This is a genomic window from Flavobacterium cerinum (genome assembly GCF_024496085.1).
Classification (GTDB): Bacteria; Bacteroidota; Bacteroidia; order Flavobacteriales; family Flavobacteriaceae; genus Flavobacterium; species Flavobacterium cerinum_A.
In genome coordinates this window covers 1,699,279-1,723,199 of the sequence record NZ_CP101751.1, presented here as the reverse complement: position 1 = coordinate 1,723,199, position 23,921 = coordinate 1,699,279, and the positions used below count along the sequence as shown (strand labels likewise).

At 36.7% G+C, this 23,921-nt stretch carries 22 protein-coding genes; 1 reads left to right on the top strand and 21 read right to left on the bottom strand.

Features of this window, described 5'->3' with window-relative positions; all coding sequences use genetic code 11:
* Positions 1 to 3 precede the first annotated feature (3 nt).
* A complete protein-coding gene (locus NOX80_RS07590) occupies positions 4 to 1,128 on the top strand; it encodes a lipoprotein N-acyltransferase Lnb domain-containing protein (RefSeq protein WP_256552689.1) in 1,125 nt (374 codons plus the stop codon).
* Here the strand turns inward: NOX80_RS07590 and NOX80_RS07585 are convergent, their stop codons facing one another.
* From NOX80_RS07585 to NOX80_RS07485, 21 genes are all read right to left on the bottom strand, one after another.
* Positions 1,129 to 2,520, bottom strand: coding sequence for an exopolysaccharide biosynthesis polyprenyl glycosylphosphotransferase (locus NOX80_RS07585; RefSeq protein WP_256552688.1), 1,392 nt, complete (start codon positions 2,518 to 2,520; stop codon positions 1,129 to 1,131).
* A 111-nt stretch (positions 2,521 to 2,631) separates the two neighbouring features.
* Positions 2,632 to 3,648, bottom strand: coding sequence for a glycosyltransferase family 4 protein (locus tag NOX80_RS07580; RefSeq protein WP_256552687.1), 1,017 nt, complete (start codon positions 3,646 to 3,648; stop codon positions 2,632 to 2,634).
* A complete protein-coding gene (locus NOX80_RS07575; protein ID WP_256552686.1) occupies positions 3,617 to 4,966 on the bottom strand; it encodes an O-antigen ligase family protein in 1,350 nt (449 codons plus the stop codon). Before NOX80_RS07575 ends, NOX80_RS07580 begins: the two co-directional genes overlap by 32 nt.
* Positions 4,956 to 6,029 (bottom strand): glycosyltransferase family 4 protein, encoded by a 1,074-nt coding sequence (locus NOX80_RS07570; protein ID WP_256552685.1) that lies wholly within the window; start codon positions 6,027 to 6,029, stop codon positions 4,956 to 4,958. Before NOX80_RS07570 ends, NOX80_RS07575 begins: the two co-directional genes overlap by 11 nt.
* Complete coding sequence (locus tag NOX80_RS07565; protein WP_256552684.1) at positions 6,011 to 7,015, bottom strand: glucosamine inositolphosphorylceramide transferase family protein; 1,005 nt, start codon at positions 7,013 to 7,015, stop codon at positions 6,011 to 6,013. Before NOX80_RS07565 ends, NOX80_RS07570 begins: the two co-directional genes overlap by 19 nt.
* Positions 7,015 to 8,136, bottom strand: coding sequence for a glycosyltransferase (locus NOX80_RS07560; RefSeq protein ID WP_256552683.1), 1,122 nt, complete (start codon positions 8,134 to 8,136; stop codon positions 7,015 to 7,017). Before NOX80_RS07560 ends, NOX80_RS07565 begins: the two co-directional genes overlap by 1 nt.
* Positions 8,136 to 8,699: a serine O-acetyltransferase gene (locus NOX80_RS07555; protein WP_256552682.1), complete on the bottom strand. Its 564-nt coding sequence runs from the start codon at positions 8,697 to 8,699 to the stop codon at positions 8,136 to 8,138. The genes NOX80_RS07560 and NOX80_RS07555 overlap by 1 nt, the downstream gene beginning before the upstream one ends.
* Positions 8,696 to 9,694 carry a glycosyltransferase family 2 protein gene (locus tag NOX80_RS07550; protein WP_256552681.1) on the bottom strand — a complete coding sequence of 333 codons (999 nt, stop codon included), beginning with the start codon at positions 9,692 to 9,694 and terminating at the stop codon, positions 8,696 to 8,698. Before NOX80_RS07550 ends, NOX80_RS07555 begins: the two co-directional genes overlap by 4 nt.
* Positions 9,694 to 11,229 carry a glycosyltransferase family 2 protein gene (locus tag NOX80_RS07545; RefSeq protein WP_256552680.1) on the bottom strand — a complete coding sequence of 512 codons (1,536 nt, stop codon included), beginning with the start codon at positions 11,227 to 11,229 and terminating at the stop codon, positions 9,694 to 9,696. Before NOX80_RS07545 ends, NOX80_RS07550 begins: the two co-directional genes overlap by 1 nt.
* The gene (locus NOX80_RS07540) at positions 11,226 to 12,377 is read right to left on the bottom strand and encodes a glycosyltransferase family 4 protein (protein ID WP_371926083.1); all 1,152 of its coding nucleotides are present in this window, start codon (positions 12,375 to 12,377) and stop codon (positions 11,226 to 11,228) included. The genes NOX80_RS07545 and NOX80_RS07540 overlap by 4 nt, the downstream gene beginning before the upstream one ends.
* Positions 12,374 to 13,768, bottom strand: a complete 1,395-nt coding sequence (locus NOX80_RS07535) for a UDP-glycosyltransferase (protein WP_256552679.1) — start codon at positions 13,766 to 13,768, stop codon at positions 12,374 to 12,376. The genes NOX80_RS07540 and NOX80_RS07535 overlap by 4 nt, the downstream gene beginning before the upstream one ends.
* Positions 13,769 to 13,773: 5 nt before the next feature.
* Positions 13,774 to 14,895, bottom strand: coding sequence for a UDP-N-acetylglucosamine 2-epimerase (gene neuC / locus NOX80_RS07530; RefSeq protein WP_256552678.1), 1,122 nt, complete (start codon positions 14,893 to 14,895; stop codon positions 13,774 to 13,776).
* Between the two features lie 13 nt (positions 14,896 to 14,908).
* Entirely contained in the window at positions 14,909 to 15,949 is a 1,041-nt protein-coding gene (neuB, locus tag NOX80_RS07525) for an N-acetylneuraminate synthase (protein WP_256552677.1), read from the bottom strand.
* A complete protein-coding gene (locus NOX80_RS07520) occupies positions 15,949 to 16,623 on the bottom strand; it encodes an acylneuraminate cytidylyltransferase family protein (protein WP_256552676.1) in 675 nt (224 codons plus the stop codon). The genes neuB and NOX80_RS07520 overlap by 1 nt, the downstream gene beginning before the upstream one ends.
* Positions 16,620 to 17,726: a glycosyltransferase family 4 protein gene (locus NOX80_RS07515; RefSeq protein WP_256552675.1), complete on the bottom strand. Its 1,107-nt coding sequence runs from the start codon at positions 17,724 to 17,726 to the stop codon at positions 16,620 to 16,622. The genes NOX80_RS07520 and NOX80_RS07515 overlap by 4 nt, the downstream gene beginning before the upstream one ends.
* Positions 17,727 to 17,753: 27 nt before the next feature.
* A complete protein-coding gene (locus tag NOX80_RS07510) occupies positions 17,754 to 18,830 on the bottom strand; it encodes a glycosyltransferase family 2 protein (RefSeq protein ID WP_256552674.1) in 1,077 nt (358 codons plus the stop codon).
* Complete coding sequence (locus tag NOX80_RS07505; protein WP_256552673.1) at positions 18,827 to 19,630, bottom strand: hypothetical protein; 804 nt, start codon at positions 19,628 to 19,630, stop codon at positions 18,827 to 18,829. The genes NOX80_RS07510 and NOX80_RS07505 overlap by 4 nt, the downstream gene beginning before the upstream one ends.
* 10 nt (positions 19,631 to 19,640) lie before the next feature.
* Positions 19,641 to 20,669, bottom strand: coding sequence for a glycosyltransferase family A protein (locus NOX80_RS07500; protein WP_256552672.1), 1,029 nt, complete (start codon positions 20,667 to 20,669; stop codon positions 19,641 to 19,643).
* Positions 20,670 to 20,779: 110 nt separating this feature from the next.
* Complete coding sequence (locus NOX80_RS07495; protein ID WP_256552671.1) at positions 20,780 to 21,673, bottom strand: glycosyltransferase family A protein; 894 nt, start codon at positions 21,671 to 21,673, stop codon at positions 20,780 to 20,782.
* Between the two features lies 1 nt (position 21,674).
* The gene (locus NOX80_RS07490) at positions 21,675 to 22,496 is read right to left on the bottom strand and encodes a class I SAM-dependent methyltransferase (RefSeq protein ID WP_256552670.1); all 822 of its coding nucleotides are present in this window, start codon (positions 22,494 to 22,496) and stop codon (positions 21,675 to 21,677) included.
* Positions 22,493 to 23,776, bottom strand: coding sequence for an ABC transporter ATP-binding protein (locus NOX80_RS07485; protein WP_256552669.1), 1,284 nt, complete (start codon positions 23,774 to 23,776; stop codon positions 22,493 to 22,495). Before NOX80_RS07485 ends, NOX80_RS07490 begins: the two co-directional genes overlap by 4 nt.
* Between the last annotated feature and the right edge of the window lie 145 nt (positions 23,777 to 23,921).

Here is a 23,921-nt window from a genome sequence, read left to right as displayed (position 1 = left end):
ACGATGCGTTCTTTTACCTTTTCTATTCTGATTTTTTTCTTTTTGTTCTCCTTTAGAACTACGGCACAAACAAATCTGCTATTGTCCGATCAGACTGAAGTCAGTTTATTAACTTGTGGTTCCGGAAGTCAGTTACATTCTCTTTTCGGACATACTGCGCTACGTATTCACAATGCTGAAAACGGTGTTGATGTTGTATTTAATTATGGTGCTTTTGATTTCGGCACGCCTAATTTTTATCTGAAATTTGTAAAAGGTGATCTTCAATATTTTGTAGCGACCGGATCATATGACGAGTTTGTTCAGAATTATCAGTATGAAAACCGATCGATTTACGAACAAAAGCTTGCTTTATCGCCTGTACAAAAACAGCAATTGATTAATGAGCTGGTTGTCGTATTATCATCTGATCAGAAATATTATACTTATAAATTTATCGATCGTAACTGTACCACTATGGTTGCCGATCGAATCAACAGTATTCTGTCAACAGCTAAAATTAACACCGATATTCCGGACACAAAAAAGGATTATCGCACCATTCTGAACTCTTATCTAGCGAATAGCTTTTATGAGAAACTGGGAATTAATTTAATTTTCGGTTCTAAGGTCGACAAACAATCGGATAAATTATTCCTTCCATCCGAACTTATGGAAGGTGTTTCCAAAACTAAAATCGGTCAGACGCCATTAGCACCGGAAACCATTACTGTATACACGCAACAACCTAATGAATCTTCCGGTTCCATCTGGAATAACAGCTATACGTTTATTGGTATACTTCTATTATTCGTTGTATTTGCGCATAAAAAACCTGTTTCTGCTATCTACCTGGCCTTTACGGGTTTTATGGGACTTTTCCTTTCATTGGTTGGTTTCTACTCCTTTCATGAAGAAGTTTCCTCTAATTACAACGCTTTATTAGTTAGTCCGATATTACTTATATCATTATTCTTCTTACTTACCGGAAACAAAAAAGGATTTAAAATCAGTGCTTATAGCTGTTTTATCAGTATGCTGATTTTTATCGGCTATGCCTTTAATAAAGATCATTTCTTATTAATGACACCGATACTTATAGCAAACGTTCTAATATTAGTTCGTTTGTTACGAAAAGAAAAATTGTAATTATTGACCTCTGAAAAACAATACAGTACTCAGCGTTTTAAAGATAATATTCACATCGAGAAAAATACTTCGGTGTTTGATATAATACAGGTCATATTGTAGCTTTACCATGCTATCTTCGATGTTTTCACCATAAGAATAGTTTACTTGTGCCCAACCGGTAAGTCCCGGTTTAATAATATGGCGTATCTCATAGAAAGGCATTTTTTCTGATATTTCTTTTACAAAAACCTGTCGTTCCGGTCGTGGTCCGATAACCGCCATATCGCCTTTTAGCACGTTTATAAACTGAGGAAATTCGTCGATACGAGAGCGACGTAAAAATTTCCCGAAAGGGGTTACCCGAACATCATTCGCTTTTGCAAATACTGCACCGTCCTGCTCAGCATTGATGATCATCGAACGCAATTTATAAATACGAAAAGGTATTCCGTTTTTACCGACTCTTTCCTGCGTATAGAAAAGCGGTCCTTTATTACTGATTAGATTTCCTATACAAACAATTGGCAATAATAAACACCCCAACAACAGTCCTAGCACTGAAAACAAAATTTCAAAACCTCTTACCATAATTAAATACAATCGATTTTGATTACTTCGGCTAAACGGGAATAATTTATAGAAATCCTTTTCGGCATAAAGAATCGGGAGACGTTGTGTAGCCTGTTCGTAAACCTGCATATATTCCCGGATAACAATTCCTTTTTCCAGTAAATTTAAAAGTTGTTGATACAGATCAGGAGCGATAGATTTTGTTTCTTTTAAGGCTATCACGACTTCAGCTACAGAATGTTTTTTTACAAAATATTCTAATTCTGAAAAATCGATTTCCTGAAAATCACTTTTATTTCTATTCTCATCAGCCGTATTTTCCGAAGAAACAAATCCGGCAATTTCATAATGCGGATCGGCTTTACCTAATTCCAATGCTAACTGTGAGATACCGTCACGACTACATACAAAAACGACTCTTTTAACGAATCGATTGGAAGCCAGAAAATGCAGGTAAAAGAAACGCCAGGCAAAAAGACTCGACAAGATTGCAAAAAAGAAATAGATAATCTGTAATCGGTTTGATGGCAAAAAAGGAGTAAAAACCGGTGTCAGCAAATAAAAGAAAACAGTAAAACAGGCAGTTAGTATAACGCTTTTAACCATTTGAAACTGGTTACTGGCGACCTGTAAGTTGTACATTTCGAATATCGTCCCGAACAAATTGAGATAAATCCCTAAAAAAAGGATTGAAGCTATAGAGGAGTCTTTAAAGGAAAAATAATCGAAATGAAAGTAAAACGATAAAAGGTATAATGCTGCAAACACAGTAACAACATCCATTAAACGCAACAGTAACTTCCTTTCCGAAATTTCAAAATGTATTTTTTTGCTACTCATGCTCAATGGCGTAAATTTCTATAAAAACAGGTTTTTACTTAATTAAAACAATTTGCTTCTGTTTTTTCAGAATTAATCATCGATTAACGAAACAAACTTACAATAATATTACTAATCCTCAAACAATACTTCCCATTGCTTTTTGATTTCTTTCCAGTCCATTTTTTGTACCTTTAAATGAGCTGCTATAATTTGTTTTTGTGCTTTTTCCGGGGATTCAATTACTATTTTGATTGCGTTTACCATTCCTGCAACATCATTATCAGCGACCAGACAAGCGTCAACATCATTCTCTAACAAAAAAGGAATTCCGCCAACATTTGTTGTTACAACAGCTAATCCCAATGCCATAGCTTCCATGACACTAACCGGCATATTATCAAAATGCGAAGTTGAAATAAAAACATCATAATCCGATGCCAAAGCTGTCCATTCCCCTTTAGTCAACTTTCCGGTAAAACGGACATCAACCTTTTTTAAAGCAGCATATTTTTTAACCTCATCCCAACTACCGTCTTTATCCGGCCCTATCATACATAACTCCACATCCGGATATCTGTTTTTCAAACTTTCAGCTACATCAACTGCCATTTTAGGGTTATATAATGCAGCAAAAGCTCTTACCCAAAGCAATCGTGGTTTGATCGTTTTTCTTTCTTTAAAACTATATTGATCCAATTCCAGGAAATTGGGTATTTGCATTAGATTCGGTATGTTATTTTTCTGAAACTGATCCATTAAATAAGCCGATGGCACTACATTCTTATACGAATTCTCAAAAATCATCCGACATAAATGCGGGTTTCGCTTCAATCTTTTCGGCAAATCACCACCGTGTAGAAAAGGAATATATCTTATTTTCAACACTCTGCAAAGCTGACTTATGATCAACGAATACCAAAAATTAGCGGTACTATAGGTATCAATAACCACAAAATCGGCTGTTCGGGAATGCTTTATCACAGTTTGCATCATATCCAGAATCCGAAATACTTTATTTCTCTTTGACGATGCTGCAATAATAGGATAACCTTCCTGAATAAATAACTCCGAAAGAGTGTCAATTGTGGTCGGATTATGCCCATGAACGGCCAGCTTATTCCCGATATAAACTATTTTCTTCTTCATCCGGATAAACTTTTAATAAAGACAATGCATAGACAAAAGCCGGCGCAGCCAATCGCATGGCAGCATGATTAATGGTAAGCAGCCAGAAAGCAAAAAAACAAAACAGAAAGAAGTGATACTTATTGTCCAAGCTTAATAACAAGGGAACTATAAACAGAATTAATAAATTGATCACACCTAACATACCATGTTCAGCCAACATCCGGGTAATTTCATTATGAGTCGCCAACTGAATACCGGTAAGTTCCTCTCGGTATTCTTTATTTTTACCGACACCAATTCCTAAAAACGGGTGATCCATAAACATCTGTATTTCTGTTTTGATCAATTCTTCTCTACCGGATAATTTACTTTCTTTCTCTCTTCCCAAAGCATCCTGATTAGCATATCGCTTATCGATCATACCACTCGTTTGATACGAGCTGTAAATCCAGACACTCAAGCTGGCCAATACCGTAAAAATCAACACAACCAGCATTTTACTTTTTCCTGCTTTACTCAATCGGAAATAAACCAATAGCACCAGCAACAAGATCATTATACAACCGGTTATCATCCCGCCTCTTGAGAATGTTATAATTCCGCGATAAGCTGTAATCAACGTCAATGCTATATTGATAAGTTGTATTCTTTTAGTCGGTGAATTCAACAGAAACTGACTAAAAAACAAAAAGGTACCCAATCCCAATATTGTTGATACCTGATTAGGTCCGAAACCTCCGGATGTTTCAAAATTTGATTGCGTGCCGGTTACCACATCCCGTATACTTGGTGTATAAAAAAACAGATAGGTTACCATTGTTACTACAGGCATCGCAAATGCTGTTAACAAACCGAGCATTTGTTTCATCGTTATCTTTCTTCCGAAACAGTAAATGGCTGCTACACCGAGACAAACCGGACCGGAAATATTAAACACAATTGCTTTCCGTAAATTGGTTTCATACGATAAGGTTACTGTGGAAAGAATAATTCCGGGAACTAATAATATAATAAAGATCCAGTATGGCCAGGCGTTTTTAGAAAAACCACGGTAAAACATTCCGATTAACAGAAAGAGCATTACTGCATATTTACCAAACTCATTAAAAATCATTCCATCGGTCATTCGCAGAAACACTTCGATTCCTACTACATAAGCCGAAAGATATAAGGCTTCATTATTTTTATTTCGTGTTTTGAGCAGTACAATCAACCCGATTATAAAAATCAGCACTGTTAACAATTTCGCTAAAAACGGCAGAACATAAATAACACCGCCAATAGCCATATGCAGCAATAACAATGTTATATAGGTAATCTGTTTGTTAGTTCCCATTATTGATAAAATTCAAATAATCTTTCAGCACGGACTCTTTTGTATAATGCTGTTCTATATCGTTTTTAAATGCGCTTCCGATTTTTTGTCGGTAATCCGAATCTGCAATCAGCTTTAGTAATCCTTCACTAAATAACTCGGTATTACCTTCCGGTACCAAAATTCCGTTTGTCTCCTTTATAATAGACGGAATTTCACCAACCGCTGTTGTTACAACCGGTAGGCTAAAATAACCATATTCGAGTAAAGAAACGGGAAGTCCCTCCGAAACAGAGGTTAAAACCCCTATTTGTGATTGCTTGATCACATAACCCGAATTATCTGTGCTCCCATACAAAAACACAGTATTCTCCAATTCCAAAACGCTAATACGTTCCCGTAACGTTGCCGAATAAGTATCTCCAAAATCTTTCCCCACGAGGTGAAAAGTCCAGTCAGGATAGATTTCTTTTATTTTTTTAGCGACTTTCAATAACAGTAAATGGTTTTTCTGCTCTCTTAGGTTGGCCAAACAAAGAATACGCTTTCCCTCAGCACCTTTTAGTCGGATTCCATCATCATTATTCGTAACTGAAACAAAATTGGGGAGGTATTTTATCGCTTTACAATACAAATTCTTTTCAGCCCAAACCTTCAGTTTATCATTAACTGTGATTATACGAAAGAAGAACAAAGATGCCAATTGGATTGCCTTTTTATTCTTTCGTTCCGATACAAAGTCACTAAATCCGTAATGATCGTGCCAGACTATTTTTAATGACGGTTTTGTTATTTTAAGGAGCAATGCGAAGAAAAAAGAACTACTATGCGCCTGAATAATTGAGACTCTATTTTTTTTCAGATATTTTCGCACCTGCCATATCGACCTGGCATCAAATACTGATTTCCGATTAGCAAAAAGGTATGATACATCAGAATCCAGTTCTTTTTTAAGGGCTCCTTCTTTACGAGTAGTGATCAATGCAGAAAATGAAACTTCCGAAGCCAAAACATTAGCATAAGTTACTGCCATTTTTTCGGCTCCGCCCGGTTCCAGACTATCTATTAATTGAACGATTCGCATTGTTGATATAACCAGTTTTTAAAATCGACATAATTCCATTTTAACGGTCCTCTTATATTTAGGTTCTGTTCACTGCTCTGCAAACGGTTTCCATCATATACATAATAATATTTCCCGCCGATTAACTGAATATCGATCTGATGCATTCCGGCATTGAACTCTTTTATTGTCTCACTTTTTTTCAGGAAAAAGGGATATTCCCTGTTAACCGTATAATTTCCTTTATCAAATTTAAAACGATATAATGACAATCCAAAGCCATAACCCTCCGTTGAATTCTGAACCGGCAACAATAGACCTTTTTTGTCCGCAAAAAAACGTCCGCCGGCTCTTGCTTCGGTTCCCATCAGTACTTTTTCTTTTTTATGAGGCATCCATTTCCCAAACAGAGAGTCAGCTTCAAAGAGATACATATTTAGATGATCATCAGATCCAACCAAAATATTTAACGTATCGGATAAGAAAATAGACGGGTCTTTTAGTATTCTATTCTTAACCAAGGTATCACAAACTTTCCAGCCATAAGGAAAATGTTCGGCTTTATATAGTAATACATGTCCGGCGCCTTTCGTTTCCGGCACCATATAAAACTCATTTTTATATTTAAAAACCTGAGGATATGACAAGTGAAATTTTTCGGTAAGTACCGTTCCTTTATAATTGTAATTTACTCCGTCAACAGAGGTTAACAATGCGATATCCCCGTTTGGCTTTGTTTTTTTATGTTCGACAAACAGATAAAAAGTATCTCTTTCTTTAATAAAAAACGGATCAGCCAAAAATATTGTACTATCTTCTTGTTTTTTTAATTGTTCAAGAGTATACCGCGGATTTTTTTCAACCGGTATTTTATGCGGGAATACAGCCGATTTTCCAAATCCTACCGACCATGGTCCTCCTTCCGGTTGTAAAAAAGGTGTTCTATTATTGATCACTAATAATAATACAATGCTTAGCACCCCAAATAAAGCGACTTTTTTTATCATTAGTGATTCGTTAGTATTTTTTGTATTTCATTTTCAAAATAATCCAGTGTAAACTGCTGTGACCATTCCATCGCCTGTATTGCTTTTTTTTTGTAATCATGATGATGATCAATACATTGCTTCAATAATTTTATATCCTCTTTTTCAGACATAGTCAACAGTATTCCTCTTTCACTATTAGCCAGCATAGTCGGTACACAAGATACTTTTGTTGCTACCGGTACACATCCCCAAAACATAGCTTCAGCTACCACTTTTGGCCACCCTTCACTTTGCGAAGGTAATATTAAAAAATGACTCTCCTGATATGCTTTTTCTATCATTTCTGCTTTCTGATTCCCATGCAATTCGATATTTTGCTGCAACTTATTTTCTTGAATATATGCCGTTAGATTTTCTCGTTCTGCTCCTTCACCATATAGATCGAGACGGACATTATAGCCTGACTCCAATAATTTATGAGCTAATTTCACAGCATATAGCGGTTGCTTTCCTTTAGACAATGTCCCGACAAAAAGAAGCTTTATAGTCCCTTCCGGAATTCGCAACGGAGTTTCTTTTTTATCCTTTTCGGTATAGGTAGCTGTAAAAAAAGGCTTGATATTCGCACTGGCTCCTTCCCATTCTCCATACACCAACACTTTTATATTCTTTGTAAGTCGGGTATTATTTAAAATCCATTTTTGTAGTCGGTAGCTCCAGGGCTGCTTACTTTTCGGATCCCAATTACCGGCATATTTAGCCGTTTTAATCTTATTCGGAAACAGGATTTGTACAAAACAAGCTAAAAGTCCGACATTTCCGGGGCATCGCAAATGAATATGATCAGCTGTTCTAATTGCTTTAAAAATACGAACGGAATTTGGTATCAATATTAAAACAGTTCTTAATATAGCTGATACCGACTTAATATTAAACTCTTCCAAAACTACCGGTTCGTTCATAACAAACGGCACTTTTCTGACAAACAAACCTCTGTCGGATTCCCATATCGGGCAACAAAATTGAATTTCATCGGAGTATCGCTGCCAGATTTCCATTTCGTTTACGTAGGGTGTATAGGCCTGCCAACCGGAGTCAGAACGAATAAAAGAGGCTGATGAGATTACAAGCAATTTCATTAAATATATCCTTTTGATCCTTTTAATCCTTTTGATGAAATGACTTTGGCGGGTACACCAACCACTATACTATTTGCAGGAACTGACTTATTTACCAATGAACAGGCTCCAATCAATACGTTATCTTCTATTACTATTTTCCCGGCTACAACTGCATTCGCACCAATATAAACATTATTCCCAATAACCGGCACACCTCTATATTCACCAACTCCGGAAAAACCTATAGTTACCCCTTGTGAAATATTACAATTATCACCAATAACAGTTTTGCCATTTAAAATGATGCCGCTAAAATGACCTATATAGAAAGATCCACCTATACTAACCGACGCCGGTATTGATATTCCGGTCATTATTTCAATTATTTTTTGCCACAATAAACAAAAAACCAGTAAAAAATGACGTAGTCCGAATATACGCACCCGTGTAAAAAAGAAATGCGCTATTCTGTATTGAAATATAGCCCAAAAACCTTGTGTAAGAAAAATTACACCTAATAGGTTTCCTCCATATTTTTTATACTTATCATAGTCCGATTGAATAAGTTGATATAATGTCATTTTAATCGAGGTTTATTAAACAACAGGCTAAACCATCCGACCATTCTTCCGGTAGTTTCTGTGTATGCTTCCTTTTTCTTATCTGTAGTAAAGATATTTGTAAATCGCACTACTATTAAAAGTAATGTTATTAAATGCCATTTTAATTTATCTTTAAAAGAAGGTTTTTCATTTTCAACACGCCATACATACCAACCATTACGCACAACCATTTTACCATAGTTATATTGATTAGGTCGACCGGAAGCATCGTGATGATGTTCCAGTCGAGCCTTAGTATTCACATATAGTTTTCCGGTTTTTGCTACCCGAAGACAAAAATCAGCATCCTCATAAAGTCCGTAACCATCAAAATATTCGGAGAAATGGAAGTTTTGAAAAATTTCTTTTTTAAAAGAGAAAGCCGCTCCTATTAAGTGCGTAACCGGATAAATTTTTCCGGATGGTGGCAGAAAACCAATACTACGACCATGGGAAAATTTCGGTAAAAAACCCGGTGGCACATCCGTATCTAATCCTAGTTTTTTTCGTAAAACAAAACGACTTCCTTCCGAACGTACCCATCCGTCGTATTCAAATTCTTTTGGTGTAGCGCTATATCCCGGTGTGTTCTGTTGCCATTTTACTTCGTTGGTTATATAGCCGCCCACCCCTTTGGCATCAGGATATAACATATACGTTTTAAGCAACTCCTCAAAATACGCTATTTCCAAAATCGTATCATCGTCTAAAAAACAAATGATATCACTGTCGGAATCGGTCAGATTTATCCCGATGTTACGTTGTTTGGTAAGTCCTCGCTCTTCCGGGGCTACTTTATGATATTTTAAATTTCGGAATTTGTTTTCCTGCAAAATGATTTCAGTTTTATTGTCCGGGGAACCATCCACAATAATAATTGTATCGGGATAACAGGTTTGTACAGTTACTGATTGCAACAACTGCAATAGCGATTGTGCTCTTTTATAGGTACAAATAATCAGTGTATTTTTCATTATCGTTCTTTTAAAACGTTTGCCCAATGGACACTTTGACTCCAGGCTTTACGAAACTTTCTATAATAACTTAACGGATTTTTATCGGATTGCTGTTTATAAAACTTAATAAAAAGTGTGGTCTTATAACCCGATAGCTGTTGTTTTGTATGGTATAAAATCCGGAATAACATCACTGTAGGTGATGGTTTTGGCTGAATTATATCTGACTGCCATTCCAAAACAGGTTGAAATCTGAAACCACCAACAGGAGCTTTCAGATGCAATATTTTTGGTTGTGGCAGGTACCAAACATCATATCCCTTATTACGAAGTTGCATTCCAAAATCGGCATCTTCTCCAAAACCATTTTCAAACCGTCTATCGAATTGTAACCCCAAGATAGCCTCTCTACTTACGATACTACAGCCCGATCCGAACGTCCCCCATTGGAATCGATTTTCGTAGCTGGATGAATCCCCTTCACGTAAACAACAGATTGTAAAAACCTTACCTCCTGACTTACCAATCTCCTGACTTACATTTTCTAAAAAATCGGGTTGAAAACGAATATCGTCATCTGCCAAAAACACCCATTCACTCTGCACAAATGACAAAGCAATATTCCGAGCATTACAAGCTCCTGTTTGATGTATAAAACGGTGTATAATTTCAAAAGGCCAAGACTCCTGGGTTATATAATCCAATTCGCTTTTGCTATCTACTTCTGGGTTTTGTTCCACAATGATAACCCTTATGGGTACTCTTGTCTGAATGGATAAGTCTTTTAACACATCATATAAAAACATTTTCCGTCCGATAGTAGGAATGATAACATCAATATCAAAAGGCTGTATGTCGGTTATTGTTTCGGAAATAGTATTTAGTGACTGTCTAAAAGGCATCCTCCGCTTATAAAACATGGATCGTATAAACGGGATTACAGCTATTTTTCTTTCATATAACCATAGATTTAGCAGTAAGAAGAAAATCCATCGGCTGCGATAATGCTGTTTTACAAACCGGAAAAGCAGTTTATACGATGCTTTCGGATTGGTTTTAATTTCTTTGTTCTTATAATCGCGGAGCAACAAGGGTTCCGAGCAACATTCTAATCCGGCAGCCATTCCCCGTTTGGCTAGTGAACACAAAAAATACGCAAAGTTAGGATCAGCTTTCAAACCATTTAGCGCATTTAGTGTTTCGGAATATATTCCGCCTACGTCACTATGCATCTGCCAGGTTGGAAACACAATCTTACGATTAGGGTTTATAAATAAACTTTCATCGACATAACCAATTGCATCTGGTATAAAATTCTCCATCCCATAGGATAGCATTTTTTTTTCATGCGAAAAAAGCACAGACAGCATTTCAATATTCAATTCTTTCTGATAATCGGTAGCACACCAAAGCAATAAACGATCGGGATAATCTATTGCCAGTTTTAAAAAACAATTGGCAATATTTTGGCGATCCGGAATACTGATTGTCTTTCCTTTATGTAAGTCAATGACTGTCGTGACGTTATTTTGATGATGATATACTACAATCATGTTCCAATTATCTTTTTGTAAAAAGCTATATTTTGTTCAACAGTTATTGTAATATTAAATCGCTCCTGTGCCCGATCTATTGCTTTCTTTCCCATAGCAGTTCGCATCTCTTCTGATTCTAATAACTGTACAATGCGATTTGCATATAACTTATGATCGGTCGGATGCACTAAAAAACCGCTTTCGCTATCCACTATCAGTTCATTCGCCCAACCTATATTACTATTAACTACCGGTTTTCCCATTGCCATCGATTCGATTGTCACCATTCCTAATGTTTCTGCAAATGTCGGAAATAAACAAACCTGTGCTTTTTCAATATAACTCCGTACTTCTTCATATGGAATCTGACCTAAATATTGTATTCTTTCGCTAAGTTTATCATCTAAACTATCTGCCAATAATTTCCATGTAGAAGCCGATCCGGTTTTAATATCAGACGAATCATTCCCAATCAGAATTAAATGTGCTTCCGGATTTCGTTCCATTACATACTTCATAATTCCCGGAAATTCCAGAACTCCTTTTTTTCGGATTAATGTACCGATATAGAGCAGCAATCCTTTTTCCGCTATAATTGTTTCGCTACTGCGAAACTTTACTGTATCGATTCCGTTATGAATAGTTGCGATTTCTCTATCCTTAATATTAAAAATCTCTTGTGTCAGTTTCCCTGCAAAAGCAGTCGGTGCGATATAGGCTTTTGCTTTTCCGATTCCCCATTTTTCAAAATAGAAATTTTTACGTTTTTGCTTTCTGTTTTCTAAATGACAGAAATAGGCATCACTCCCATGAAAACGGATTATCAACGGTGCTTTTAAATTCATAAAAGCGGTTATTCCGGTCCAATCCGGTGCTTCAATTAATGTTATTTTTTCCGAAATAGTTAACGCATTCAGATAGCGTTCCAGATATTTCCGATAAAAATACCAGGTTGCCCATTTGTATTTTCTCTTTTTCACCAAATGGATAGTAATCCCTTGTTCTTTTATAACATTGTCTTCACTTTGCCCGTAAACAATAATTGACACCGTTACCCCTTTTTGTTCGAGTGCAACAGCCAGATTTTTAATACTGGTTCCGATACCGGCACTATGGCGTACCTTTTCATGCGGATATTCGGGTGTTAAAAAAGCAATATGCATCATGAAACTATTGTATTAATGGCATCCCATATTTTTTTAGAAGCCGCTTTTGGCGGAAAGGCATTAATAATACGAAACCACGTTTCAGCCATTTCCGTATTGCTGTGCTGACCGGTAACTACTTTCTTAATTGTTTCCTTTATATCGTTTTTTTCGTTTAACCAGAGAACCGTAGTCGGATCCGGCATAGAACGAAAATGAATGTATTTATAAATTTTTTGTACGGACCAATCAGGTGCCACTTTATTTTTTACATCATAATTGATGTAAGCGCACGGTTTATGATGTGCGGCATAATCAAACACCATTGATGATCCGAGATTGATCACCATTTCGGTATGTGCAATTGTATTAACCTGCAGGTTCATATCTTCCGGTGTAGGTAGAATTGTATTCCACATTCCGCCTTTTTTCTCCCATTTCGGTTTTACCGGTACAATAATAGCTTTGTATTTTTCCAATACCCGATCAAAACGATCTGAAAAATCAACCGGGCATCTTCGGAACAAAATTCCTAGTTTGTATCCTTCGGCATTGAGGTTTTCTACAGCTTCGGCAACATCTTCCAGGTATTTAGGATCGTCCGGACATGTTGTAATATCATCTCCGGAATAACAAATATATTTTTTATCAGGATCCAATCCGTTTGCCTGAAAAAAATCGGATCTTAAGATTAATCTTTCTTTTTCGTAATGGGATTCAAATTGTGGTGTTCCGGTAACAAAAATGCTTTCTTCTCCGATATACGGATAATATTTTAAAAGCTCGGCTTTCATAAAATCACTCCATACAAAATAATAATCGGTTTCAGCAACCATAGTTGCTTTCGGCAAATTATCCCAGGAAAAAATAAATGTTGCGGTTGGAATTCCCAGTTCCTGAGCCGCTAAAAGTGGTGCAATTGCCGTCATCGGGCGTTGATTGGTACAAAATACCATTGCCGGTTTTTCTTTTTTCAGCACTTCCAAACATTCCCGAAAATACGAAGTTTGTTTTTCCAATTCCTTGACCCGTTGTCGTATTGTCTGAAGTCCGTCATCAGATGTATATCGTAATGTCAACCATTGAGTTGCAATATTTTTAAGGGCAGTTTTTATGTTTCTATAAGAATACGGAAAACGATAATAATCATAAACCGCATCGTTAAATTGTTTTTTATTCCGGTTTAATTCTATTTGTTTCCGGGCGTTTTTATAAACTTCTGTACGTTTATTACTTTTTCCATTACGGATTACGATTTCTTCAAATCCCAGATCCGAAAGCTGAAAAGGCGTATTATTCCAAAAGATCACTTCATGTCCTTGCTCAATACCCAGTTCATGAAATTTGGAATAGGCAAAGTTCCGAAGTCCGACTCCGTCCGGAAGTAAAATAAAAATCTTGCTTTTCGACATCTTTTTTAAATATCTCTAAATTGTTTCTGGTGGTTTAGTTTCCACAAATTTTCCTCTTCCAACGAGTTTACAAATAATCCTGCACTATTTCCAGTACCGTAATCACCTGTTACTTTTTGAATCGTATGATTTCCGATTACCTTTAAAGCTTCTGTTATCGCTCCCTGATCATATCCGACATTCACAATATCGCTATTTAATGATCGATTTTGTTGTCGGCTTCCAATATTGACAATCGGAAGTCCATAATAGGGTGCTTCCCGAATTCCTGCACTACTATTACCGATAATAAAACCGGCATTTTTAAGTAGGGTGAGAAAATACTCAAATCGCAATGACGGAAAAATCCGGAAACGAGGATTGCTTTTTAATTTTTCATAAGCCTGAATTATAGCAGCACTACCCAGATCATTATTGGGATAAATCACGATATAATTTCGATCGTCTTCTAATAAAGCCACGACAAAATCGTCTGCATATTGTTGCATACTGTGAAACTCGGTTGTAACCGGATGAAACATCGCCACTGCATATTGTTCGAAATCAATTTCATAATATTTTTTCACTGTTTCCAAATCCGGAAGTGCATCCGAAAACATAATATCCAAATCCGGTGATCCGATCACATAGACAGATTCTTCTAGCTCTCCCATTTGGATGAGTCGTTTTCTGGCGGTATCATTCGACACAAAATGAACATGGCTCATTTTACTGGTTGAGTGGCGAATCAGTTCATCAATTGTTCCGGAAATTTCACCTCCTTCAATATGTGCTACCAGAATATTATTAAGGGATCCGACAATCGCTCCGGCCAAAGCTTCAACTCTGTCACCGTGAATCACAATCATATCCGGTTCCACTTCCTTACAATAAGCCGACAAACCTTCTATCGTTTTAGCCAGTGTAAGATCCATTGTTGTTTCGTGGGTATGATTTTCAAAAGCATGAAGATTCGTAAAACTGCAACGTTCAATTTCGATCAGCGTATATCCATATTCCTTTTGCAGGTGCATTCCGGTCACAAAAAGATACGGAACAAAATCCTGATGCTTTTCTAAAGCCTGAATCAGGGATTTAATTTTTCCGAAATCAGCCCGTGTACCGGTTAAAAATACTATTTTCTTCATACCTGTCATTCGCTTATTCGATATCTTCCCAAATTAGCTGTTCATCGTTACTGATATCCCGGGTTGCTTTTTTACCGAGAATACTGTCGAAATGTTCGGCCAATATTTTCCCTGTTCCGGGACGTTTAACCCAGATATTTTCTTTTGTAAAAACGGCTCCTTTTTTAATATTGTTAATTGAGCATACGGTTGCAAAAGCAAAATCGATTGTTACCTGTTCTTCTTTTGCCGGTTGTTTGCTTCCTCCCCGCATCAAAGCGATTTCAGCCGAATTACGTATTAAATCAGCACAATTTTGCTCGTCCATACTACAAATAATATCCGGTCCGGTCCGATTCATATGATCGGTAAAATGACGCTCCAATATTGATGCTCCCAATGCTACCGCACCTAAGCAAGCGTTATTATTAAGGGTATGATCGCTTAATCCGAAAACTTTATCCGGAAAAGCCTCGTGCATTTCGGTCATCGCACCATATCGTACCAAATGAATTGGTGTCGGATATAAATTTGTTGTATGCAATAATGTAACCGGAATCTTATGTTTATCAAAGATTGCTACCGCTTTACGGATACTTTCAATCGTATTCATTCCGGTGCTCAGAATGACCGGTTTTCCGAAAGAAGCAATATGTTCCAATAACGGATAATTATTACATTCTCCGGAACCGATTTTATAGGCCGGAATATCAAATTTTCGCAATCGTTCTGCCGCTGCTCTTGAAAAAGGGGTTGATATAAAAATCATCCCTTTGCTTTCAACGTATTCCTTCAGTTCCTTTTCTTCGGTTTCATTTAAGGCACAACGTTCCATAATTTCATAGATCGAAACATCGGCATTACCGGGAATCACTTTTTTAGCGGCTCCGCTCATTTCATCTTCCACAATATGCGTCTGATGCTTTACAACTTCAACACCTGCACGATAGGCCGCATCTACCATTTCTTTTGCAGTTTGCAGTGATCCTTCGTGATTAATTCCGATTTCGGCAATAACTAAAGGCGGGTAATCCATTCCGATTTTTCTACCGGCTATTTCAATATATGGGTTCATTAGTTTTGTATTTTATATTTATGATACAGATAATCCGCATATTCAAAATCGGCTTCCGTATCGATATCAAGGTCGGCAAACGGGTGTTCCACAATCCATGGAATTGCTTGCTCGCTAATAATTTTTTCTTCTTTTAGAATAAGTTCCGCTTTACTGATATACAATAAACCGTTTTCAAAATACAACGGTTCCATATCCTGACTCCTTTGTCCGATCTGATAATTAAACGGAACAAATTTCTGATCGGTTATTTTTCCTAATTTACGGATTATCGGGGTTACCGAAAAAAGACTATCCGTTCCGCTTCTTCTATACTTTTCAAAGCTGTCTTTTAATAAAGTTTCCGGTCTTAGCGGGTTAGTAGCTTGTAACAGCACTACATTCTCCGGTACTATTTCTAACGTTTGTAATACGTGTTTTAATGCTGTTACGGTAGGTTCTAAATCTCCCGAAAGCACTTCCGGTCTGTCAATTACTATTACACCATAAGAGAGAGCTACTTTTTTAATTTCCGGATCATCAGTGCTCACTACCACTGCATCAATTATATCCGGATTCGCTTTGGCATATTCTATTGAATGTGCAATAAGCGGTTTTTCACCTAGTCTTTTTATGTTTTTACCGGGTAAGCGTTTTGATCCGCCCCGAGCCGGGATTATTGCTATCGTTTTCATTTGGATAAACTCTTTTGAGCAGCTGTTATAATGGTATTCATTCCTTTATTCCAACTATCGGTCGTATACAATGCTCTATCAAAATCAAAAGATTGTGACGGATTTTCTGCAAAATCCAAAATAGCCTGTTCCCATTCGGATACAAAATGCGGACTTTCGATCAGCTTTCCGAATTTACCATATTGTAGGACTTCCGGTACACCTCCTAAAGCAGATGCAATACAATAATTTCCACAGTGTAACGCTTCGATAAGGCTTAATCCAAAGCCTTCATGCCAAAGGGTCGGGAATAAATAACAATCGGATGTTTGAAGATATTTCGGTAATTCATCATTTGGGATTCTTCCGAAAAAACGGACTCCCGCCATCGTATATTGTTTTTCTGTACCGACTACCCAAAGTTCGATATCTTGTCTTTTTTGATATGCTCGTTTCCAGGCATCTAAAAGAAGATGTAGTCCCTTTTTGGGACGATCCTGAGAACACCAGACAAAAACGGTTTTTCCTTCAGCACCAAACTCTTCTTTTTTCTTCAATTTGTCCTCATTTGACAACGAGTAAAAACGAGAAGTATCGATACCGTTATACAGTACTGAGAAACGGGTTGGTAATATGGTATAGTAATTTTTGTGGACTTTATAGGAATCATGCGTTAACAACACCATTTCATCGATTGTTTCAAAAAACCATCTTCCGGAAAAGTTTTCGTGAAAAGGCGGAAATCCGTGATAACAAAATTGCAGGTAACAATTCTGTCGAAGCCCTTTTATTGTAAGCATTTCCGCTAATGGTTTCACAATTCCGTAATTATCGACAATCTGAATGATATATTTCTGATCAGATTGCAACAAGCTTTCCAACGCATTTAAATAACCGATATAGCGGTTTTTCTTCCATTTCCGTATGATTTTTGCCCGTAATGTATTTTCTACGAATGCATATTCCACACCTTCAAATTGTTTTTCTGGTGTTTCACATACGATATAGTTTATCTGATGATCATCGTCTAAATAATTCTTATACAATGTTGTCCAGCTTCCTATTTTAGGATAAGGAAGCGGTAATTGAGAAATAAGAATCACCTTGGGAATATTTGCTAACATTTCGTAAAAATATAAAAAATATAGCTTCTATTTTGTTATTTTAAACTCGATGCTTTTACAGTTTTCGCTTATTTTATAAGTATATGGCAAATGTCCATACATTGTCACCACTTGTCTTAATATCAGATCATTTATTTCTTTTAAAGTATAATATTGCGGTACTTTTTTACCCAGTATTTTTTTCAGTCTGTATTTAATACTATTATGAAACGGATCTTCTTCTATTCGTACACTAATTGCCGTTCCTTCATTTAATTTGGTGAAGCGAGCGGTTAACAAATGTTCTATCTCACTTTTTTTATTGGTCACTTTCTGCACCGGCAAAGTAGAAAGGATTTTATATTGGGTTTCACTAATTACAATACCCCAATTTTCGAAATTGACAACAGTTAGTTCCTGATTTCTGTTAAACCACATATGTTGTTGATTCAACTCCACGACACCTGACAGTTGTAATTCTCTGTTTAGCTTACGGGTTTCTGTTTGTCTGTAATTCGGATGCCATTGGTGTACCATTCTAATCTTATCGTCGCAAAACCGGATTGTACATCCAACTTTCTTCAAGCGATTATGAATGTCGTTATCTTCCGATCCCCAGAAATGAAAAAACTGATCATATCCCCGAACCTGATGCAATTTTTCTGTCGGAAACAGTGACATTCCCGCAGCTTCACTGGTGCTGGAGAACTTTATTTTATAATGATCATATAATTTTTCGGAAAGGCTTTCTTCCTCGGACAGGAAACCGACAGGAAAGTATAATCCCTGATCCGGACGACTGTTTAAATTAGCAAAAGCAATAAAATCCGGAGCAAAAATCATATCGATATCGGCCATAAAACAATATTCCGTATCTGCTCTCCGAATAGCATAATTCAACGCAATGCTTCGGCTCCAGGGTTGATCTCCGGTAAAAAGGTACTGATAATCTACAAAAGGATACTGTTTAATTAGTTCCTGTAAGGCACGAGTTGTTGTTTCATCCGAACCATAGTCGACCAATATGGTTTTAAAATTCGTATCCGTTTGGTTTTTCAAGGAGTCCAACGAACGCCTAACACGTTCCAATTCGCGGTTTCTATAGGGATAGATAACGGTAATCATGATGCCTTAATCAGTTTTTTGATCACTTTTCTGAATCTTTTTTTCCAGTTATGAAGATTGTCTTTCAAAACTGTGATCATTGTCCAGTCGACCGTTATGTCGTTTATTTTAAAATCTTTCAAAAAACCACCTATCCGAAGTGTCTGATCTTCAAATACTTCATAAGCCCGGGCATACCAGCTATGAAATGCTATTTTTCGTCCGTCGGGCATCAGGATTATATTACCTACCGTATCATCTCCAACCGGATTTATTGTATCTAAATACAGAAATTGATATCCTTTGTGATGAGCCCAGAAATAAAAACAATAGTATGGTTCCTTAAGACTTGCAACATCATAATTATAAGGTAACGCTGTATAATCCTTACTTTGATATAAATCCGGATAATAGCGTTGGTACGTCATTATTTCCTTTTGGTTATACTTTTCCGCAATTTTTTTAAAATTGAGAACAGAAAAAAAAGTATTAATCGCTTCAGGGTTGTTATTTCGATGACCTATCATTCCACCATCTCTTACACCACAGATATCCAGATCATTGGATTTCATATGTTCAATCAGTTCAAAAATCAATTCGGAATCATAAAAGAAAATATCTTCATCAGCCATTATGATCCATTCGACCCCTTTGTTTTTTAATTTCCGGAACATATAGTGAATACTTTCTATTCCATACATTCCCTGCGTTCCGTCGATCACAATTTTTGTGATTCCTTCGGGAAACAAAGTGGCTGTTTTTGTATACAGTTTAAAACTGGCTACTGTGGTTACAATTGCAATTTTATTTTTATCTACCATTCCACTTTTCTTAATTTTTCAAATAAGTCTGTACCATCTGAGTCGGCAATCCTTTAAAACGAAAGAATAAAGATAAAATACTTTTATGAAATATAATCTTTGAAAACAATCTTATCTTTATAAAGTACCCTACTCCGGTAGCTTTTATGATTTTGAAATCGGGTTGATTCACTTCCGTAACCGGTGTATTTTTAACTTTATCCAATGCATCTGTCATCCAGGGTTCTTTTACATTTCCCAGATGAAAAGCGTAATTATCTTCTGTTGACAACCGATAATACCCCGCTTTAACAACCGGTACATCCAGTATATCCTGTTCACTGGTTCCTCCTAAGTTGTATTTGGTATACTTTGGCAGTATATCTCCGAATATTTCTTTTCGGTAGGTCGCCAAAAAATGTCCGGCTCCCACAACTGCGCGACAATTATTTTCTGTAATTGTCAGATATTTTTGTAATTGATATTCATTATAGAAATCATCATTGCCTACGCTATGAGCAAAAGCTTTTAACCCTTCCGGATTGATTACTTCTGTGAATTTCAATTTTCCGGACCAGAAATAGTCCCAAAGAATATTACTCGTAAAGGTTTTATAGGAACGAGATGATGGCGTAGGGCAAACAGCTCCTGCTTTCGGAAAGTTTTCCAATATCTGATACGTAGCCTTTTGCCATCCGGGTAAAAACAATACATCGGCATCGGCCACCGTAACTAATGCGTACCGATTTCCTGAAAGCCCTTTTAAAACTGCATTCATTTTTCCGATATTAGTGGTATGAATCAGCTCCTGAATTTTTCCGGATTGTAATAATTCGTTGAGATAAACGACAACCGTATCACAGCTTCCGTTATTCACGACAGTTATTGTTGTTTTAAAATGAATCGTCCGTAATAGCGAGTCGATACAATATTGTAATATGGCAAAGCTTTCTTTGAAGTAGCCTTCAAAGGACGGAATATAAACCGGAAGAATTACCTGATGGAAGTAATGATCCTGATGCTGTTCCTTATTTTTTTGTGGGTTAAAACCAACTCGCATTTATAATAAGCCTTGTATTATTATTAAAAAATGTATGATCAAATATACATTTTTAGTACTGATTCCGTTTATTTTCTCCTATTAAATATCATCCTTCATTGATCTCTGTATTACAAATCCAGAACAAATCGCCTTATCACTTTTACAAAAGGCAGAAAACGCATTTCTTTTATATACAAAGCTATTAACGAAAACCATTCTGCTTTTGTCATTTTCCCTTTTTCTTTCGCTGCCATTTCATATTCCAACAATAATCGAAACCGTTGTTGTTTTTTAAAACGCCAAAGATTTTTTAACAGAAATCCCTTTGCATATTGATTCCACGCTTCGGTTTTTTCTGCTTTATTATTGGTTTGCCCTGAGATATTTTCCTCTGAAATTCGCACCAAAACGACACTATCATTTATAGCATAAATAGCTTTTTCTTCTGTAAATTCAACCCATGCCCTGTCATCACTATACCAAGCCAGCGGATAATTATAAAATCCGTATTTGGTATAAACTTCTTTTGTAAAAATATATTCCGAAAGCGAGCTTCTGGTTTTCCCTTTCATCTTTCGATAACAGGCATCCGAGGCTTTTTCCCAAACCGGATGTGTAAACACTTTAGAAAATGTTTTATTCTGTTCATAGATTAACTGAGAGGCGAACCGGACAACGTTGCTTTTTCCTTCAAACGCTTCAAAATCGCGGTACCAGTTTGCTACTACATTTTCAGACAACATATCGTCGTCTCCCAATATCATGATCCACTCTTCTCCTGCGGTCAATCCGACACAACGATTCCATTGTTCAACCAACGAACTTCCGCCTTTATTGGTTGCAAACCGATGATAATAAAAAGGTACCCGATCCTCAAAGCGGCTCAATAGTTCCGAAGGATCATCCGGACTGGCATCATCGCCAATATATACTTTAAACCTTTTATCTGTCTGATTAGCCAATGATAAAAGCGTTTGATCAAAAAATGCGATCTTATAATATGGGATTACAATCGCGAGCATTTTATCGTTTAAAGATTTTTTTTACCCACTTTACCGGAAGAAGTAAAAAATGTCCGAAACGGTAGGAATTCGAATTATAAATTTCTGCTATTTTTTGTTGGTATTCCTTTTCAATAATGCTCCCGCCGTCAAATATCGAAATATCTGTATGATCAAATAATTTATCCGAAACAATTGCAATCAGGTACAATCCCGGCACATCGATTTGTTGTAACGCATTGTAATTTCCGGTTAAAAATTTCGGCACATTCTGACTTTTTACATCTGCTATCAAAGAATTTCCATTACTATGGTGTTGCGTCAGTAATTGTTGGTTACCAAAATAGTTCGACAACAATGACGTAAACTCATGCTGATACAGTTCTTTTACGTGGAACGGATTGTTAAAATTTCGTTTGTCCGAATAATATAATTTATCAGGAGTTGATATGATCAATATTCCGTCCGGACGTAAAACCCGTTTAATTTCGGAAAGCATCATTTCGTGTTGATCATGATGTTCAATCGTTTCAAAACTGATCACTATATCTATACTATGATCATCCAATGGGATAGCACTTGTACTTCCTTGTTGGAAACGAACATTCTCTTTCTTGTATTTTTGTTTTGCTGCTTCCACAGCACTTTCATCTATATCGACGCCATAAACAAAGGCCGCTGTTTCGCTTAAAAGATGAGTTCCATATCCTTCTCCACTGGCGATATCAAGAACTGTTTTTCCTTTTACATAAGGTTGCGCAACGGCATAACGATGTAGATGATCAACTGTATCTCTACTATATATAAATGTTTCCAGGCGTTCACCTGTCCATTTTTTTTTCATATTTTTTCCCAATTTAATAACGGACGTACCAAGCCCGGGAATCGCCCTGAGTAATTTCCTCTGGCGGTATTTTCTCCCATTTCATCAATAATATTAAAACCTACAGCTTCCATTTCGTGGAATTCAACATGAAACGGGCTGTATCGCATAATAGCAAAACTACAGGTATAACCTCCTTCTGACAAAAGGTTACCCGGTATTATTATGGTTTTGCTATGTATCCCTTTTTTCAGTGGCTGATTCAACGTATCGGAATCCTTATCGTGTGAACTGAGTATGTGTACATTCTGATTGTTAAACAAATTAAAACCGTGCGTAAACAGTAAATCGTCTTTCAATACTTCATAGGTAAACCGGATCATTACCGAATTTGAGATCATATGATTTAATGCGATTTCCTTGTTCTGATTTAAAACTTCAGCTCCTAACAATCGGAAATTCTCTGATCCGGGATGGTTACTTTCCCATTGTCTGGCGGCACTTTGTTGCGATTCTCTCAGATATTCTTCGATACAATCGTCTACACTACCCTGAAAAACTACGCGGCCATGTTCCATCACAATCCCTTTAGTACAAAGACTTTTTACAGCTGCCATATTATGACTTACAAACAGTACTGTTCGTCCTTTCCCTTTGGCGATATCCTGCATTTTACCGATGGCCTTTTTCTGAAACTCCGCATCACCTACAGCCAATACTTCATCGACTACCAGAATTTCCGGTTCCAGGTGGGCAGCAACAGCAAAGGCCAATCGTACCGTCATTCCGCTACTGTATCTTTTTACCGGCGTATCAATATAACGCTCACAACCGCTAAATGCTATAATTTCATCTATTTTGGACGTAATTTCCTCCCGTGTCATTCCCAATATTGAGCCATTCAGGTAAATATTTTCCCTACCGGTCATTTCCGGATGAAAACCGGTTCCTACTTCAAGTAAGGAGGCAATACGACCTCTGGTTTTAATAACTCCGGTAGTTGGCGCCGTTACCCGGGACAGAATTTTCAGCAGTGTTGACTTTCCGGCACCGTTTTTCCCGATGATTCCCAGTACTTCTCCTTTTTCTACTTCAAAATTGATATCGTGTAATGCCCATACATAATCACTACTCCCTTTCTGGGATCGATCGTTAATATCTCCAATTTTAAGATAGGGATCTTCTTTACCCAGTATTCTGTGCCACCATCTGTTCAGGTCATGACTTAAAGTTCCGGTTCCAACCGTTCCCAATCGATATTGTTTGGAAATATGTTCGGCTTTTAGAATTATATCTTTCAATGGTTATTATTACTAGTTATAATGTTAATAGTTTGCAAACTTATTCTATTATTTTAAACGGAATCAAATTTAGGCAAATAAAGTCCTTCAAATTACCTTTTCTTTACCACATACCTATTTTTTATCGTTGTATTTACATTCAAAA